Origin of the sequence: Devosia sp. SL43 (genome assembly GCF_021729885.1) — a bacterium.
Taxonomy (GTDB): Bacteria; Pseudomonadota; Alphaproteobacteria; order Rhizobiales; family Devosiaceae; genus Devosia.
In genome coordinates, this window is the sequence record NZ_CP063401.1 from 174,159 (window position 1) to 188,017 (window position 13,859).

At 63.0% G+C, this 13,859-nt stretch carries 13 protein-coding genes; 11 read left to right on the top strand and 2 right to left on the bottom strand.

The window, feature by feature from the left end; all coding sequences use genetic code 11:
• Positions 1-197: 197 nt before the first annotated feature.
• A complete protein-coding gene (locus IM737_RS00825) occupies positions 198-1,841 on the top strand; it encodes a winged helix-turn-helix domain-containing protein (protein WP_236897590.1) in 1,644 nt (547 codons plus the stop codon).
• Between the two features lie 100 nt (positions 1,842-1,941).
• On the opposite strand, the gene IM737_RS00830 is transcribed toward IM737_RS00825, so the two are convergent.
• Complete coding sequence (locus IM737_RS00830; RefSeq protein ID WP_236897592.1) at positions 1,942-3,252, bottom strand: GGDEF domain-containing protein; 1,311 nt, start codon at positions 3,250-3,252, stop codon at positions 1,942-1,944.
• 167 nt (positions 3,253-3,419) lie between these two features.
• On the bottom strand, positions 3,420-3,974 hold the full coding sequence (locus IM737_RS00835) for a helix-turn-helix transcriptional regulator (RefSeq protein WP_236897594.1): 555 nt from the start codon (positions 3,972-3,974) through the stop codon (positions 3,420-3,422).
• A gap of 79 nt (positions 3,975-4,053) precedes the next feature.
• Here IM737_RS00835 and IM737_RS00840 point away from each other — a divergent pair, with 79 nt between their 5' ends.
• The 10 genes from IM737_RS00840 (at position 4,054) to IM737_RS00885 (ending at position 13,692) form a co-directional block, all read left to right on the top strand.
• Positions 4,054-4,770 (top strand): CoA transferase subunit A, encoded by a 717-nt coding sequence (locus IM737_RS00840; RefSeq protein WP_236897596.1) that lies wholly within the window; start codon positions 4,054-4,056, stop codon positions 4,768-4,770.
• Complete coding sequence (locus tag IM737_RS00845) at positions 4,770-5,429, top strand: 3-oxoacid CoA-transferase subunit B (RefSeq protein ID WP_236897598.1); 660 nt, start codon at positions 4,770-4,772, stop codon at positions 5,427-5,429. Before IM737_RS00840 ends, IM737_RS00845 begins: the two co-directional genes overlap by 1 nt.
• Complete coding sequence (locus IM737_RS00850; RefSeq protein WP_236897601.1) at positions 5,426-6,601, top strand: acetyl-CoA C-acetyltransferase; 1,176 nt, start codon at positions 5,426-5,428, stop codon at positions 6,599-6,601. Before IM737_RS00845 ends, IM737_RS00850 begins: the two co-directional genes overlap by 4 nt.
• Positions 6,602-6,667: 66 nt before the next feature.
• Positions 6,668-8,080: a sigma-54 interaction domain-containing protein gene (locus IM737_RS00855; RefSeq protein WP_236897603.1), complete on the top strand. Its 1,413-nt coding sequence runs from the start codon at positions 6,668-6,670 to the stop codon at positions 8,078-8,080.
• Between the two features lie 159 nt (positions 8,081-8,239).
• The gene (locus IM737_RS00860) at positions 8,240-9,019 is read left to right on the top strand and encodes a 3-hydroxybutyrate dehydrogenase (protein WP_236897605.1); all 780 of its coding nucleotides are present in this window, start codon (positions 8,240-8,242) and stop codon (positions 9,017-9,019) included.
• Positions 9,016-9,798, top strand: coding sequence for an ABC transporter ATP-binding protein (locus tag IM737_RS00865; RefSeq protein WP_236897607.1), 783 nt, complete (start codon positions 9,016-9,018; stop codon positions 9,796-9,798). Before IM737_RS00860 ends, IM737_RS00865 begins: the two co-directional genes overlap by 4 nt.
• Entirely contained in the window at positions 9,791-10,519 is a 729-nt protein-coding gene (locus IM737_RS00870) for an ABC transporter ATP-binding protein (RefSeq protein WP_236897609.1), read from the top strand. Before IM737_RS00865 ends, IM737_RS00870 begins: the two co-directional genes overlap by 8 nt.
• Positions 10,520-10,559: 40 nt before the next feature.
• A complete protein-coding gene (locus IM737_RS00875) occupies positions 10,560-11,762 on the top strand; it encodes an ABC transporter substrate-binding protein (RefSeq protein ID WP_236897611.1) in 1,203 nt (400 codons plus the stop codon).
• A gap of 62 nt (positions 11,763-11,824) precedes the next feature.
• Positions 11,825-12,712 carry a branched-chain amino acid ABC transporter permease gene (locus IM737_RS00880; protein ID WP_236897614.1) on the top strand — a complete coding sequence of 296 codons (888 nt, stop codon included), beginning with the start codon at positions 11,825-11,827 and terminating at the stop codon, positions 12,710-12,712.
• Positions 12,712-13,692 carry a branched-chain amino acid ABC transporter permease gene (locus tag IM737_RS00885; protein ID WP_236897616.1) on the top strand — a complete coding sequence of 327 codons (981 nt, stop codon included), beginning with the start codon at positions 12,712-12,714 and terminating at the stop codon, positions 13,690-13,692. Before IM737_RS00880 ends, IM737_RS00885 begins: the two co-directional genes overlap by 1 nt.
• Positions 13,693-13,859: the final 167 nt, after the last annotated feature.

Here is a 13,859-nt window from a genome sequence, read left to right on the forward strand (position 1 = left end):
CCGCCGCGCAAACAGAACCGGCCCCAGGACTGGCAGGGTCAGTTGGTCGCACGACTGAGTCTCAGTGATGCAGCGTCACGTCGGCAAAGTCCTGAAGATGCAGGGCGGACATTCTGATATCTTTCTGATATCTGCTGCCGAAGGGCTGGCCGCGCTCTCCACCACAGAAGGGAGCCGGACACAGCAGTGGGGACCAGATGCTTTGCTTCGCCGGCTTTGAGCTCGATGAGCGACGCGCCGAACTGCGCGGACCGGACGGCGCTCCGACCAAGTTGCGTCCAAAGAGCTTCGACTTGCTGGTGTTCCTGGCAAACAATCCAGGCAGGGTGGTCGACAAGCAGGAACTGATGGCGGCCGTCTGGCCCAACATCCATGTTGCCGATGACAGCCTGTTTCAATGCATCCGCGAACTGCGCGTCGCGCTCAGCGACGACCAGCGACAGCTGATCAGGGTCGTCTCGGGGCGCGGCTATGTGCTGGAGACCGTGGTGACCGGGCCGGATGCAGAACGTGCGTCCAACGCCGAGACAACAACTGCCGCCCACTCCGAAACGGTGAGGTCGCGTACATCGCTCAACTGGCGCAGCCGCTGGGTTGTCGCGGGCTTTGCGATGCTCTGCGTCATTGCCGGCGTAGCATCAGTTGCCTCAGCCCGGTTTGCGCCGCCGACAACTATGACCCTTGCGGTCCTGCCGATCGTCTATTCCGGCAGCGATGCCGATGGCGCCGTAACAGCAGCAGGCGTTACCGATCAGTTGATCGACGGTCTGTCCGGGATCGGCAACATCAAGGTCACGGCACCCGATGATGACGCATCCGGAGCACCGCCGGACCTCATCATCAGGAGCGAGTTGCGCGAGGAGGGTGATTCGTGGACGCTCAAGGCGCGGCTGACCGAGCGCGCCACCGGAACGATCACCAGTCTCGCCCCCGTGACTGTCGACAGCAGCGCGCTCGGTGCTCAGTTGCAGCAGGTTCGGCTCGCCGCTGGCCTGGGGGATAAACTCGCACGTCTCCTCAACGACTTGGTCGAAGGCGCCGGTTCAGTCCGTGATGCTTCGACAGGCGGCCGGGTGGCAATCGAGCAGGCCACGGCTTCGATCAACCAGACGACCCATGAGCGTTTTGCCGCGGCACAGGCAATGCTCGAGGGCTCGCTGGCGAACCAGCCAGACAATGTCGACGTGCAGATCGCTCTTGCCGCGCTGCAAATGCGCGGCATCCAGATGGTCTGGTATGATGCGAACAAGCGAGCCGCCGCCGCGAGCAATGCCGAGGCCCTGCTCAAACGCGCTATTGCGGCGCGACCACGCTCCATTGCGGTGCTCGAGGCCCAATGCCGCTTCCTCAGCGCCACCAACGCCTTCGCCGAAAGTCTCGTCGCCTGCGCGCAGGTGTTGAGCTTCAACCCCTGGGACGGCTCTTCGCTTTACCTTGTTGGCCTTGGCCAGCTGAACCTTGGTCGCCTCCCGGAGGCCCTCGCCACCTTCGAGCTGGCGGATCGATATGACACGCCGTCTGTATCGCGCTGGACCTGGCTGCTGGGCGCTGGCTGGACCAATCTGCTGATGGACCGGAATGCCGAGGCCGTGTCATGGCTGGAGCGTTCGATCGCCATTACCCCGGCATCAGGCCGCTCACACATGCTGCTCGCCACCGCTTACGAACGCCTGGGGCGCCACGCCGAGGCGGCTGCCGCCATAGCCACGGCGATGCAATTGCGACCCAACTCGACGATATCAAACGTGCGACCGCCGACGCAGAATAGCAGCCCCGTCTTCGTCAGCGCGGGCGAGAACATCCTGCAGACCCTGCGAACGCTCGGCCTGCCTGACCGATAGCTTCCATCGGCGCTCCCTGGCGCGATCTCGATCGATCCTGAAGTTTCCTCGGGGCGGTCCAAGCCAATATAGCACCTCTAGTCCGGCCCATGGCCAGCGGCTAAGCAGCACCCGCAGCGATCACTTGCTTGGTCAGTTCGGGTGCGCCGAACAGCACGGTTCGGTTGCGACCCTCCCTCTTTGCCCGGTAGAGCGCGAGATCCGCCTCGACTTGCAGCTTGTCCGCGGTCCATCCTTCACTGCCCGTCCGTGCGGCGACGCCGATGCTGATGGTGACCATCGTTGCCACATTGGACCCCGGGTTGGGCAAGGCCGCGTGAGCAATGTTCTTTCGGATCTGCTCAGCAACGAGAAACGCCTCGTCGGCAGTCGTGTCCGGAAGGATAACCAGGAATTCCTCTCCTCCATATCGGGCGACGTGGTCCGATCCACTCCTGACGCTTCGATCAATTATCGCAGCGACTTCGACGAGGCAGCGATCCCCGTGAGCGTGCCCAAGACGATCGTTCAGCGCCTTGAAGCAATCAATGTCACACATCAGGAGCGACGTGCTTCCGCGGAGGTCGTCCGGATGGCCCGCGAGCGCGTTGAGAAGTTCTGTCATCCATCGGCGGTTCGCCACGCCCGTGAGAGGATCGACTTTCACCAGATGATCTAGTCGCTCATTCGCTTGGGTCAGGGCGGCCAGCCGGGCGCCATCCCTAAGTTCGAGGAGGAAAGCCTTCTTGGCCAATACGGACATGGTTCGGCGCGCGAATACGACAGCGACCACGCCGCAGGCAAAGAAGAAGAAAGCAGCAATGGCCTCGGACAGACCGATCAGTGGATTGCGCAGCTGGAACGTTAGGTAAAGGGCGAGGCAGCTTGTCGCGATTCCCAAAATGGTGGGCATGGGAACGCTGAAGGTGGTTATGCCGACGATGCCCACGAACATCATCACATAGAGGTAGCGCTCCTGCCATAAGCCGCCTGCTGCTGCCCCCATCCAGCAAACGGCCAGGAGGATCAGGAACATGCCTGCATTCAGGGCGCCGCCCAGCAGCCAGCCCGGGCGACGCTCTCTCCAAACCATATGTATGGCCAGAGCGGCTAAAGGAATTATAGCGCCCGGGGCCAGCATGGCGACCGCTTGCGCCCGAGGCAGCAGGAGCAGGTTCATGGACAGGGTGAGAATGTCGAGCACGATCACCCAGACCATCCACGATCTGATGATCTTGGCGGTCTGACGCCACGTACGATCTCGAAAGGCTCGCTCCAGCGATCCCGACAACTTGATGTCGCGGGTTCTGCCGCCCAGGAGACGCTCGGCCTCGAGCATGGTGTTTGGGTCGTCGACGTAACTGGCCAGCTGCGACGCTCCGGTCGCAGTGCCCTGCCGAACTTGTGTCGATTTGCCCTTTGGCCTGTGCATGGCCGTACCATGCTCGCAAACTCCTACGCATTCCTGAATGCGTGGGTTGCAATGCCGTTGCTACGCTCACCATGGCTAGCAACGCCTTAAAAATGCCCTGCAGACAGGCCCTGACGGCTCGTTTTTTCGTGTTCCAGGCACCCTAAGTCTTCCCAAGACATCGAGGGTCACGCCGACGGCTGCGACAGGAACCAGGCCACCAATTCCGCCGAGTTGGCCACGCCGACCGAACGAGCAAGCCGCAGCCGATGCGCCTCCACTGTCCGCCGCGACAGCCCAACCTCCTCGGCAATTAGGGTACTGGTCTTGCCCTGCGCCACTAGCGTCAGTATCTGGCGTTGCCGCCCGGTGAGTTTGAGCGTTGTCTGGGTCAACGGCCGGCTCATGGGTTCAAAGCAATAAAGCGCCGCCGCGAATGGATCGCTCAGATCACGCGATCGCCCGTTGACTCGGCACCAGAAGCGCTTGCCATCGGCCCCCGCCATGATCCGCTCGTCGAAATAGACTGCTCCGCCGGGCAGGTGATGCCGCCACATGTCACCGGTGCGCACGAAATCTGCGATGGCGGGGTAAAGGCGTGAGAAGCTCGTGTCGACAAGCTCTTCGCGACGATAGCCGAACAGGCCCGCAAACTCCGCATTGCAGTCGCGGATGATGCGGTGCGTCGCATAGACCATGGGCACCGGAATATCGGCCAAAGCAAACTGTAGCGCTGCAATCATGTCGTAGAAATACGACTAACTCCTGCCGGGCGGCAAGACCTAGCGTAGGCAAAAGACCACCAGAGGAGGAGGGACCCACATGCGTAAGGTCCATGAGACTGTAGCCGAAGCGCTGGCCGGCGTGCTGGCCGACGGCATGACCATCATGTCGGGCGGTTTTGGCCTTTGCGGCATTCCCGAGGCTCTGATCGAGGGGATCGAGCGCTCGGGCGTCAGTGATCTCACGGTCATTTCCAACAATGCAGGCGTCGATGGCGTCGGTCTCGGTCGCCTGCTTGCGACCCGCCAGATCAGGAAGATGATTTCGTCCTATGTGGGCGAGAACAAGCTCTTCGCTCAGCAGTTCCTGTCGGGCGAGCTGGAGCTTGAATTTACCCCGCAAGGCACGCTGGCCGAGCGCATCCGGGCCGGGGGCGCGGGCATACCGGCCTTTTTCACCAAGACGGGCGTGGGTACAATCATCGCCGATGGCAAGGAGGTGCGCAGCTTCGACGGCGAGGACTATGTGATGGAGCGCGGCTTGGTGGCCGACGTGTCGGTCGTGCATGCCTGGAAGGGCGATGCCGAGGGCAATCTCGTCTATCGCAAAACGGCGCGGAACTTCAATCCAATGATGGCAACAGCCGGTAAGGTAACCATCGCCGAGGTCGAGCATCTGGTCGAGGTCGGCGAAATCGAGCCCGACCAGATTCATACGCCGGGCATTTTCGTGTCGCGACTGGTGCATGTGCCCAACCCGGTCAAGCATATCGAGCAGCGTACGGTGCGGCCGCGCGCCATGGCGGAGGCGAACTGATGGCCTGGACCCGCGAACAGATGGCGGAACGCGCCGCGCGCGAATTGCAGGACGGCTTCTATGTGAACCTGGGCATCGGCATTCCGACGCTGGTGGCCAATTACATCCCCGATGGCATCGACGTGCGGCTGCAGAGCGAGAACGGCATGCTGGGCATGGGCCCGTTTCCCTTTGCCGGTGAGGAAGACGCGGACCTGATCAATGCCGGCAAGCAGACCATCACCGAGCTCCCGCTGACCAGCTTCTTCTCCAGCGCCGACAGCTTCGGCATGATCCGGGGCGGGCACATCGATCTCTCCATCCTGGGCGCCATGCAGGTGGCCGAGAATGGCGACCTGGCCAACTGGATGATCCCGGGCAAGATGGTCAAGGGCATGGGCGGAGCGATGGACCTGGTCGCCGGCGTCAAGCGCGTCGTGGTGGTGATGGAGCATGAGGCCAAGGGCGAGCCCAAGCTGCTCAAGGCCTGCACGCTGCCGCTTACTGGCCCGCGCGTGGCCGACATGGTGATCACCGATCTCGGCGTGTTCACGCTGGAACGTCGTGGCGAACCCAGCATGGTGCTGATCGAACTGGCTGACGGGGTCACCGTTGAGGAAATCACCGCCAAGACCGAGGCGAAGTTCAGCATCGGACAGAGCCTGAGGGCGCTGGCATGAGCGACATCGTCATTGTCAGTGCGGCGCGCACGGCCGTCGGGGCGTTCATGGGCGGGCTTGCTACTGTGCCGGCACATGAACTGGGCGCGACAGCCGTTGCTGCGGCGCTGCAGCGCGCCGGTGTGGACGCAAGCGATGTGGATGAGGTGATCCTGGGCCAGGTGTTGACGGCCGGTGCCGGGCAGAACCCGGCCCGGCAGGCGGCGATGCGCGCTGGCATTCCTCAAGGCGCGACGGCCTGGAGCCTCAATCAAGTCTGTGGCTCGGGGCTGCGCGCCGTGGCGCTCGGCATGCAGCAGATCGCGACCGGTGATGCGCGGATCATCGTCGCGGGTGGACAGGAATCGATGTCGCTGGCGCCGCACTGCCAGCAATTGCGGGCACCGACAAAAATGGGGCCGATCACGCTGGTCGATACCATGGTGGTCGATGGCCTGATCGACGCCTTTGGCGGCTACCACATGGGCATCACCGCTGAGAACGTCGCCAAACAGTTCGGCATCGACCGGACGGCACAGGATGGCTTTGCCCTGGCCTCGCAACAGAAGGCCGCCGCAGCGCAGCAAGCGGGGCGGTTCAAGGCCGAGATCGCGCCGGTGACGGTCAAGACGCGCAAGGGCGACGTCATCGTCGACAGCGACGAATACATCCGCGCCGATACCAGTGCGGAAGCCTTGGCCAAGCTCCGGCCGGTCTTTGACAAGGATGGCACGGTCACCGCCGGCAATGCGTCGGGCATCAATGACGGCGCGGCCGCACTGGTGTTGATGCACGCCGATGAGGCCGCGCGTCGGGGCCTGACGCCACTGGCACGGATTGCAGGCTGGGCGACGGCGGGGGTCGACCCCGCAGTAATGGGCACGGGACCAATACCGGCTTCGACCAAGGCGCTGGCCAAGGCCGGCTGGACGGTTGCCGATCTCGATCTGATCGAGGCCAACGAGGCCTTTGCGGCGCAGGCTTGTGCGGTCAATCAGGCCATGGGCTGGGATCCTGACAAGGTCAACGTGAATGGTGGTGCCATTGCCATCGGGCATCCCATCGGGGCATCGGGTGCCCGAGTGCTGGTGACGCTGCTGCATGAACTGGCGCGGCGCGGTGGTCGCAAGGGCCTGGCAACCCTGTGTATCGGCGGCGGAATGGGCGTAGCGCTCTGCGTCGAGCGGGCGTGACGCCGTTGCCCCAGCCATGAGTGGGGACTAGACTCGCCCATCCAAGCAATGGAAACGAGACCAGCCATGGCGCCTACACCAACCGAACGCTGGCCAGCGGCGAATGGCTTGGCCAGCATCGAAGAGGCAGTTGGTGCTTTCAGCCTGCTGCGGGACTTCTTCGAGGGCGCCATCATTGTAGATGCGCAGACGCGCATTACCTGGATGGACAAGCGCTACCGCGAATTGCTCAAGCTCGCGCCCGATTTCGATCCGATCGGCTTGCCGGTGGAAGACATCCTCCCCCATTCACTGCTGCGCCGCGTGGTCGAGACAGGCCGCCCGATCCTGCTCGACATCATGAACTTCGATGACCGCCAGTTCGTTGTCTGCCGTATTCCGCTCAAGGATGCATCGGGCGCGGTGGAGGGCGCGATCGGCTTCGTGTTCTACGACAATGTCGACTACCTCGCCCCCATCCTCGACAAGTTCGAGGCGCTGCAGAAGCAACTCACCAGGGCGCAGGCCGCGCTCACACGAGAGCGGCAAACCAAGTATTCGCTGTCGAGCTTTGTCGGCCAGAGCGAGACGGTCAAGGAGCTCAAGGCCATGGTGCGCCGTTTCGCGCTGCGTGATGGCGCGGCGCTGATCCTGGGTGAGACCGGTACCGGCAAGGAGTTGCTGGCCCATGCCATCCACCAGCAATCTGACCGCGCCGATGGGCCATTCGTGGCCGTTAACATGGCAGCCGTGCCCGAGGCGCTGCTGGAGGCCGAGTTCTTCGGCGTGTCGCCCGGCGCCTATACCGGTGCCGACAAGAAGGCGCGGCAGGGCAAGTTCGAACTGGCGCATGGCGGCACACTCTTTCTCGACGAAATCGGTGACATGCCGCTGGGCATCCAGGCCAAGTTTCTGCGCGTCTTGCAGGAGGGCGAGATCGAGGCGCTGGGCTCCAATACGGTCAAGAAGATCGACGTGCGCATCATCGCCGCGACGTCGCAGGACCTCGAAGCCAAGATCGCCGACAAGAGCTTCCGCGCCGATCTATACTACCGCGTCGCAGTCCTGACGGTACATGTGCCGCCGCTGCGCGATCGGCGCGAGGATATGGCACTGCTATGTGAGACGCTGCTGGAGCAGACCATGCGGGCGGGCGACCAGCGCGGCTGGGTGATCACACCAGAAGCCATCAAGCTGCTGCAGGGCCATGCCTGGCCGGGCAATGTGCGCGAATTGCGCAACGTACTGGAGCGAGCGGCGGCAATGGCGCCGAGCGAAGTGATGGATGCCGGGGTTATCGCTCGCGCGCTACCACCTGGCGCTGCGCGCTTGGGTGCGCCGCGACAGGGGTTGGCCAATGCCGTTGCGGACACCGAACGGCAGGCAATTCTCGATGCCCTCGAAGCCACGGGTGGCCAGAAATCGGCAGCGGCATTGCGGCTGGGCGTGTCCCGGTCGCAGTTCTATGAAAAGCTGAAGCGCCACAACATCGATCTCTAGCTGTCCGAAATTCCGGACAGTGTCGTGTGCGCCGTACAAATCTGCGCGTCCGCCTCATCGGAAAACGCCCAGAACCCAGCCTTTCCGCGCTTGGCACGGAACTTGATAGGGAGTTCGGCAAAAGACCGGACCCATTGAAGGTCCGCTACAGGGTGGAGCATGACGATAAAGCGCGTGGCACTGGTCACAGGCTCGACGAGCGGCATTGGTCTCTCGATCGCCAGCAAGTTTGCGGCGATGGGTTATGGCGTAGCGATCAACAGCTTCGAGGCTGAGGCCGACGTCGTCGACGCGCTGCGTTCGGTGACAGGCAATGGCGTCAATGTGCGCTACTTCCAGTCGGACCTGTCCCTCAATGGCGGTGGTTACGATCTGGTCGGCGAGGTTGTTTCCGCCTTCGGACAACTCGATGTGCTGGTCAACAATGCCGGCGTGCAGAAGGTCGCCCCGATCGAAGACTTTCCGCCCGCCGATTGGGACCGCATTGTCGCGGTGAGCCTGGACTCGGCATTCCACACCATCCGCGCCGCACTACCCGGAATGGCCAGCCGCGGCTGGGGCCGCATCATCAACATAGCCTCGGCGCACGGCCTGCGTGCTTCGCCATTCAAATCGGCCTATGTGGCAACCAAGCATGCCGTCGTCGGGTTGACCAAGGCAGTCGCTCTGGAAACGGCGGAGAAGGGCATTACCGTCAATGCTATCTGCCCCGGCTATGTGTGGACGCCGCTTGTGGCCGCCCAGGTGGCTGACCAGGCACGGGTGCATGGCATGAGCGAGGAGCAGGTTGTGCGCGACGTGATCCTGGCGCCGCAGCCGACGCGGCAATTCGTACAGCCCGAGGAGATTGCCGAGTTGGCGGCCTATCTCTGCGGTGACCTGGCCCGCTCGATCACCGGCTCTGCCATTTCCATTGACGGCGGGTGGACAGCACGATGAGCGCAGCCATGACCCAGATCGACCCCACACCTGACGTGATCCTCTCGGCCCGTGGCCTCACCAAGCGCTTTGCCGGCTTCGTTGCCGTCAACGGCGTCGATCTCGATGTGCAGCGTGGCTCGATCCATGCGCTGATCGGGCCGAACGGCGCCGGCAAGACCACCTGCTTCAATCTCCTGACAAAATTCCTGCAGCCGAGCGCAGGCACCATCACCCTCAATGGGCGCGACATTACCCGCATGCCGGCCGCCGATATTGCGCGGCTGGGCCTGGTGCGATCATTCCAGATTTCGGCAGTGTTCCCCAAGCTCAGCGTGCTCGAAAACGTGCGCATCGCGCTGCAGCGGCGGCGCGGCGACAGCTTCGACTTCTGGCGCTCGCAGACGGTGCTGCACCAGCTCGACGCCGAAGCGGCGGAGCGCGTCGATGAGGTAGGGCTGTCGAGCTTTACGCACGAAACAGCAGGCGAACTGAGCTACGGCCGCAAGCGCGCGCTGGAGATTGCCACCACGCTAGCGCTCGAGCCCGAAATGCTGCTGCTCGACGAGCCGATGGCCGGCATGGCGCAGGAAGACGTGGCGCGCATCTCGGCGCTGATCCGCAAGATCTCGGCCAATCGCACCATCCTGATGGTGGAACACAACCTCTCGGTCGTCGCCGATCTCTCCGATCGCATCACCGTATTGGCACGCGGGCAGGTGCTGGCCGAAGGCCCCTACGAGACCGTAGCCAAGGATCCACGCGTCATCGAAGCCTATATTGGAGCCGGCCATGAGTGAGGCAATGGCCATGACCGGCACTGACAGCCTGCTCGCCGTGCGCGACCTCAATGGCTGGTACGATGAGAGCCATGTGCTCCATGGCATTAATTTCGATGTGCGCCCCGGCGAGGTCGTGACGCTGCTCGGCCGCAATGGCGCCGGCAAGACCACGACGCTGCGCGCTATCATGGGCATCCTTGGCAAACGCCAGGGCTCGGTGCGCTTCGAGGGCCGCGAACTGATCGGCCTCGAGCCGCGCCACATTGCCAAGGCGGGCATCGCGTTTTGCCCCGAGGAACGCGGCATCTTTTCCAGTCTGTCGGTGGACGAAAACCTCATGCTGCCGCCGCAGGTCAAGCCGGGCGGGCTGACGCGCGAAGCCGTGCTGGAGATGTTCCCGAACCTACGCGAGCGGCTCGGCAGTCAGGGCACCAAGCTCTCCGGCGGCGAGCAGCAGATGCTGGCCATCGGCCGCATCCTGCGCACCGGCGCCAAATTCCTGCTGCTGGACGAACCGACCGAGGGCCTGGCCCCGGTCATCGTGCAGCAGATCGGTCGGACCCTGAGCCAGCTCAAGAGCCAGGGCTTCACCATCGTGCTGGTCGAACAGAACTTCCGCTTCGCGGCTTCGGTCGCGGATCGGCACTACGTGGTCGAGCAGGGCAGGGTGATCGACACCATCCCCAATGCCGATCTCGCCGCCAACATGAACAAGCTGCACGCCTATCTGGGCGTCTAGCACCAAGCCGGAAATCGGCATTTTCAGGAGGAACGCAGTAATGAACTTCAAGACCCTCATCCTGGCCTCGGCCACCAGCCTGTTGCTGGCAGGAACGGCCATGGCCCAGACTGCAATCAAGATCGGCGTGCTTAACGACCGCTCGGGCGTCTATGCGGACCTGTCCGGCGAAGGCTCGGTTATTGCGGCCCGCATGGCCGTCGAGGACTTCGACGCTGCCGGCAAGGGCATCACTGTCGAGATCGTCTCGGCCGATCACCAGAACAAGCCCGACGTCGCCTCCAACATTGCCCGCCAGTGGTATGATCAGGACGGCGTCGATCTGATCGTGGACGTCCCGACTTCGTCGGCCGCCTTTGCGGTCAACGAGATCACCCGCGAGAAGAACAAGATCTTCATGAATTCGGGCGCTGGCTCGGCTGACCTGACGGGTGCACAGTGCTCGCCCAACACGGTCCACTGGACCTATGACACCTGGGCGCTTGCCCATGGCACCGGCTCGGCCATGGTGGCCGAAGGCAATACCAAGTGGTTCTTCATCACGGCCGACTATGCCTTCGGCCAGGCTCTGGAGAAGGACACCACCGCCGTCGTCGAAGCCGCGGGCGGCGAAGTGCTCGGCGCGGTGCGCCATCCGTTCCCTGGCACCGACTTCTCATCCTACCTGTTGCAGGCCCAGGCTTCGGGTGCACAGGTGATCGGCCTGGCCAATGCCGGTGGCGACACCGTCAACACCATCAAGCAGGCGTCCGAATTCGGCATCACACAGGCAGGCCAAGCCCTGGCCGGCCTCTTGATCTTCATCACCGATATCCACGCGCTGGGTCTTGAAACCGCGCAGGGCCTGGTGCTGACCGAAAGCTTCTACTGGGATCTCAACGACGAGACCCGCGCCTGGTCGGAGCGTTTCGCGGCCGAGAATGGCGGCAAGAAGCCGACCATGGTGCAGGCCGGCGTCTATGCCAGCGTGTTGCACTACCTCAAGGCGGTGGAATCCACCGGCGGCAAGGAAACCGAAGCCCTGATGGCGGCGATGAAGTCGACGCCAACCAGCGATCCGCTGTTCGGCGAGGGCATGATCCGCGAAGATGGCCGCAAGGTGCATGACATGTACCTGTTCGAGGTCAAGTCGCCGGCTGAATCGACCGGCCCATGGGACTACTACTCGCTGCTCGCCACCATCCCGGCCGCCGAGGCCTTCCGGCCGCTCGAAGACGGCGGCTGCGCCTTCTTGGCTGAGTAATCCACCACGGGCGCTCCGGCCCTGCCGGGGCGCCTCCTTCGTTTCCACCGGGACCGTTTGTCATGTTCGAGCTTTTGGGCATACCGCCACAGGCACTCTTCGGGCAGTTGCTGCTGGGGCTGATCAACGGCTCGTTCTATGCGCTGCTCAGCCTCGGGCTGGCGGTCATCTTCGGCCTGCTCAACATCATCAATTTTAGTCACGGCGCGCAGTATATGATGGGCGCCTTCGTCGCCTGGATGCTGCTGACCTATACCGGCATCAATTACTGGTGGGCGCTATTGATCGTGCCGCTGGTGGTCGGCGCGAGCGGTGTTGTGATCGAACGGCTGATGATCAGCCGACTTTATCACCTCGACCATCTCTATGGACTGCTGCTGACCTTTGGATTGGCGCTGATCATCCAGGGCCTGTTCCGCAACCAGTATGGCGTCTCGGGTCTGCCCTATTCGATTCCCGTCGAACTCTCGGGCGGCACCAATCTGGGCTTCATGTTCCTGCCCAATTATCGCGGCTGGGTTATCGTCGCCTCGGTCGTGGTGTGCTTCGCGACCTGGTTCGCCATCGAAAAGACTCGGCTGGGTGCCTATCTCCGCGCCGCCACCGAGAACCCGACGCTGGTCGGTGCGTTCGGCATCAACGTGCCGCGCATGATCACGCTGACCTACGGCTTCGGCGTGGCGCTGGCCGCGCTGGCTGGCGTGCTGGCGGCGCCGATCTATTCGGTCAATCCCAATATGGGCGCCGATCTCATCATCGTGGTCTTTGCTGTTGTCGTCATCGGCGGCATGGGCTCGATCCTGGGAGCCATCCTGACCGGCTTTGGCCTGGGCATCGTCGAGGGCCTTACCCGCGTGGTCTATCCCGAAGGCTCCGCCGTGGTGATCTTCGTTATCATGGCCATCGTGCTGCTTGTTAAGCCCGCCGGGCTCTTTGGAAGGACCCAGTGATGACCACCCAATCGGAAACCGGCTATCGTTCCGCAGCCGCCGCTTTGCCCGTCGGCACGCCGCGCCATCACCTGGTGATCTTTGCCACGCTGCTTGTCCTGCTGTTGCTGGCGCCTTCGGTGCTCTATCCCGTCTTCCTGATGAAGGTGCTCTGCTTCGCGCTCTTCGCCAGCGCACTCAATCTGTTGCTCGGCTTTGGCGGCCTGCTGTCCTTTGGGCACGCCGCCTTCTTCGGCTCGTCCAGCTATGTCGCGGCTTACGCCGCCAAGGCATGGGGCTTCAATCCCGAATTCGCCATCCTGCTGGGCGTGCTGGCGGCCGCTGTGTTGGGCCTTGTCATCGGTGCTCTGGCGATCCGACGGCAGGGCATCTATTTCGCCATGGTGACGCTGGCCTTTGCACAGATGGTGTTCTTCTTCGCCCTGCAGGCGCCTTTCACCGGCGGCGAAGACGGGATCCAGGCCGTACCGCGCGGCAGGCTCTTCGGCTTCATCGATCTCGCCTCCGATCGCACCCTCTATTTCGTGGTGCTGGCCATCGTCTTCGGCGCACTACTGCTGATCTACCGCATCATCCATTCCCCCTTCGGGCAGGTGCTCAAGGCTATCCGCGACAACGAGCCCCGCTCGATCTCGCTGGGCTACAAGGTCAACCGTTACAAGCTGGCCGTCTTTGTCATGTCGGCCGCGCTGGCAGGCCTCGCCGGCGCCACCAAGGCCATTGTGTTCCAGCTGGCATCGCTCACGGACGTCTATTGGACAATGTCGGGCGAGGTGGTGCTCATGACCCTGCTCGGCGGCATGGGCACGGTTTTCGGCCCGCTCGTTGGCGCGGCAGTGATCGTTACTATGCAGAATTACTTTGCCAGCTTCGGCGCCTGGGTGACGGTGCTGCAGGGCGCCATCTTCGTGGTCAGCGTGCTGCTGTTCCGCGAAGGCATTGTCGGCGTGCTGGCCAAGTGGTGGAAGAAACCGCTGTAGACCTGCCTGGACAGGCTTCCCCTGGCGTTGGATCGTTCATGACCCAGCGCGCCGGCTAGGTCCTTTGGTGAGTTTGAACACTTTCGGACCAATCCTGGGTCTCACCGTTGAACGCTATTCCGGGTCAAAATCGCAGTTTGTTCCTCCTTTCCCAAAAATTCAGGGTT

Bases quoted from the DNA above. Each gene is read 5' to 3' on its own strand.
- IM737_RS00875 (WP_236897611.1), top strand. From the start codon at position 10,560: ATGAACTTCAAGACCCTCATCCTGGCCTCGGCCACCAGCCTGTTGCTG.
- IM737_RS00845 (WP_236897598.1), top strand. From the start codon at position 4,770: ATGGCCTGGACCCGCGAACAGATGGCGGAACGCGCCGCGCGCGAATTG.
- IM737_RS00860 (WP_236897605.1), top strand. From the start codon at position 8,240: ATGACGATAAAGCGCGTGGCACTGGTCACAGGCTCGACGAGCGGCATT.
- IM737_RS00880 (WP_236897614.1), top strand. From the start codon at position 11,825: ATGTTCGAGCTTTTGGGCATACCGCCACAGGCACTCTTCGGGCAGTTG.
- IM737_RS00885 (WP_236897616.1), top strand. From the start codon at position 12,712: ATGACCACCCAATCGGAAACCGGCTATCGTTCCGCAGCCGCCGCTTTG.
- IM737_RS00840 (WP_236897596.1), top strand. From the start codon at position 4,054: ATGCGTAAGGTCCATGAGACTGTAGCCGAAGCGCTGGCCGGCGTGCTG.
- IM737_RS00830 (WP_236897592.1), bottom strand. From the start codon at position 3,252: ATGCACAGGCCAAAGGGCAAATCGACACAAGTTCGGCAGGGCACTGCG.
- IM737_RS00835 (WP_236897594.1), bottom strand. From the start codon at position 3,974: ATGATTGCAGCGCTACAGTTTGCTTTGGCCGATATTCCGGTGCCCATG.
- IM737_RS00855 (WP_236897603.1), top strand. From the start codon at position 6,668: ATGGCGCCTACACCAACCGAACGCTGGCCAGCGGCGAATGGCTTGGCC.
- IM737_RS00850 (WP_236897601.1), top strand. From the start codon at position 5,426: ATGAGCGACATCGTCATTGTCAGTGCGGCGCGCACGGCCGTCGGGGCG.
- IM737_RS00870 (WP_236897609.1), top strand. From the start codon at position 9,791: ATGAGTGAGGCAATGGCCATGACCGGCACTGACAGCCTGCTCGCCGTG.
- IM737_RS00865 (WP_236897607.1), top strand. From the start codon at position 9,016: ATGAGCGCAGCCATGACCCAGATCGACCCCACACCTGACGTGATCCTC.
- IM737_RS00825 (WP_236897590.1), top strand. From the start codon at position 198: ATGCTTTGCTTCGCCGGCTTTGAGCTCGATGAGCGACGCGCCGAACTG.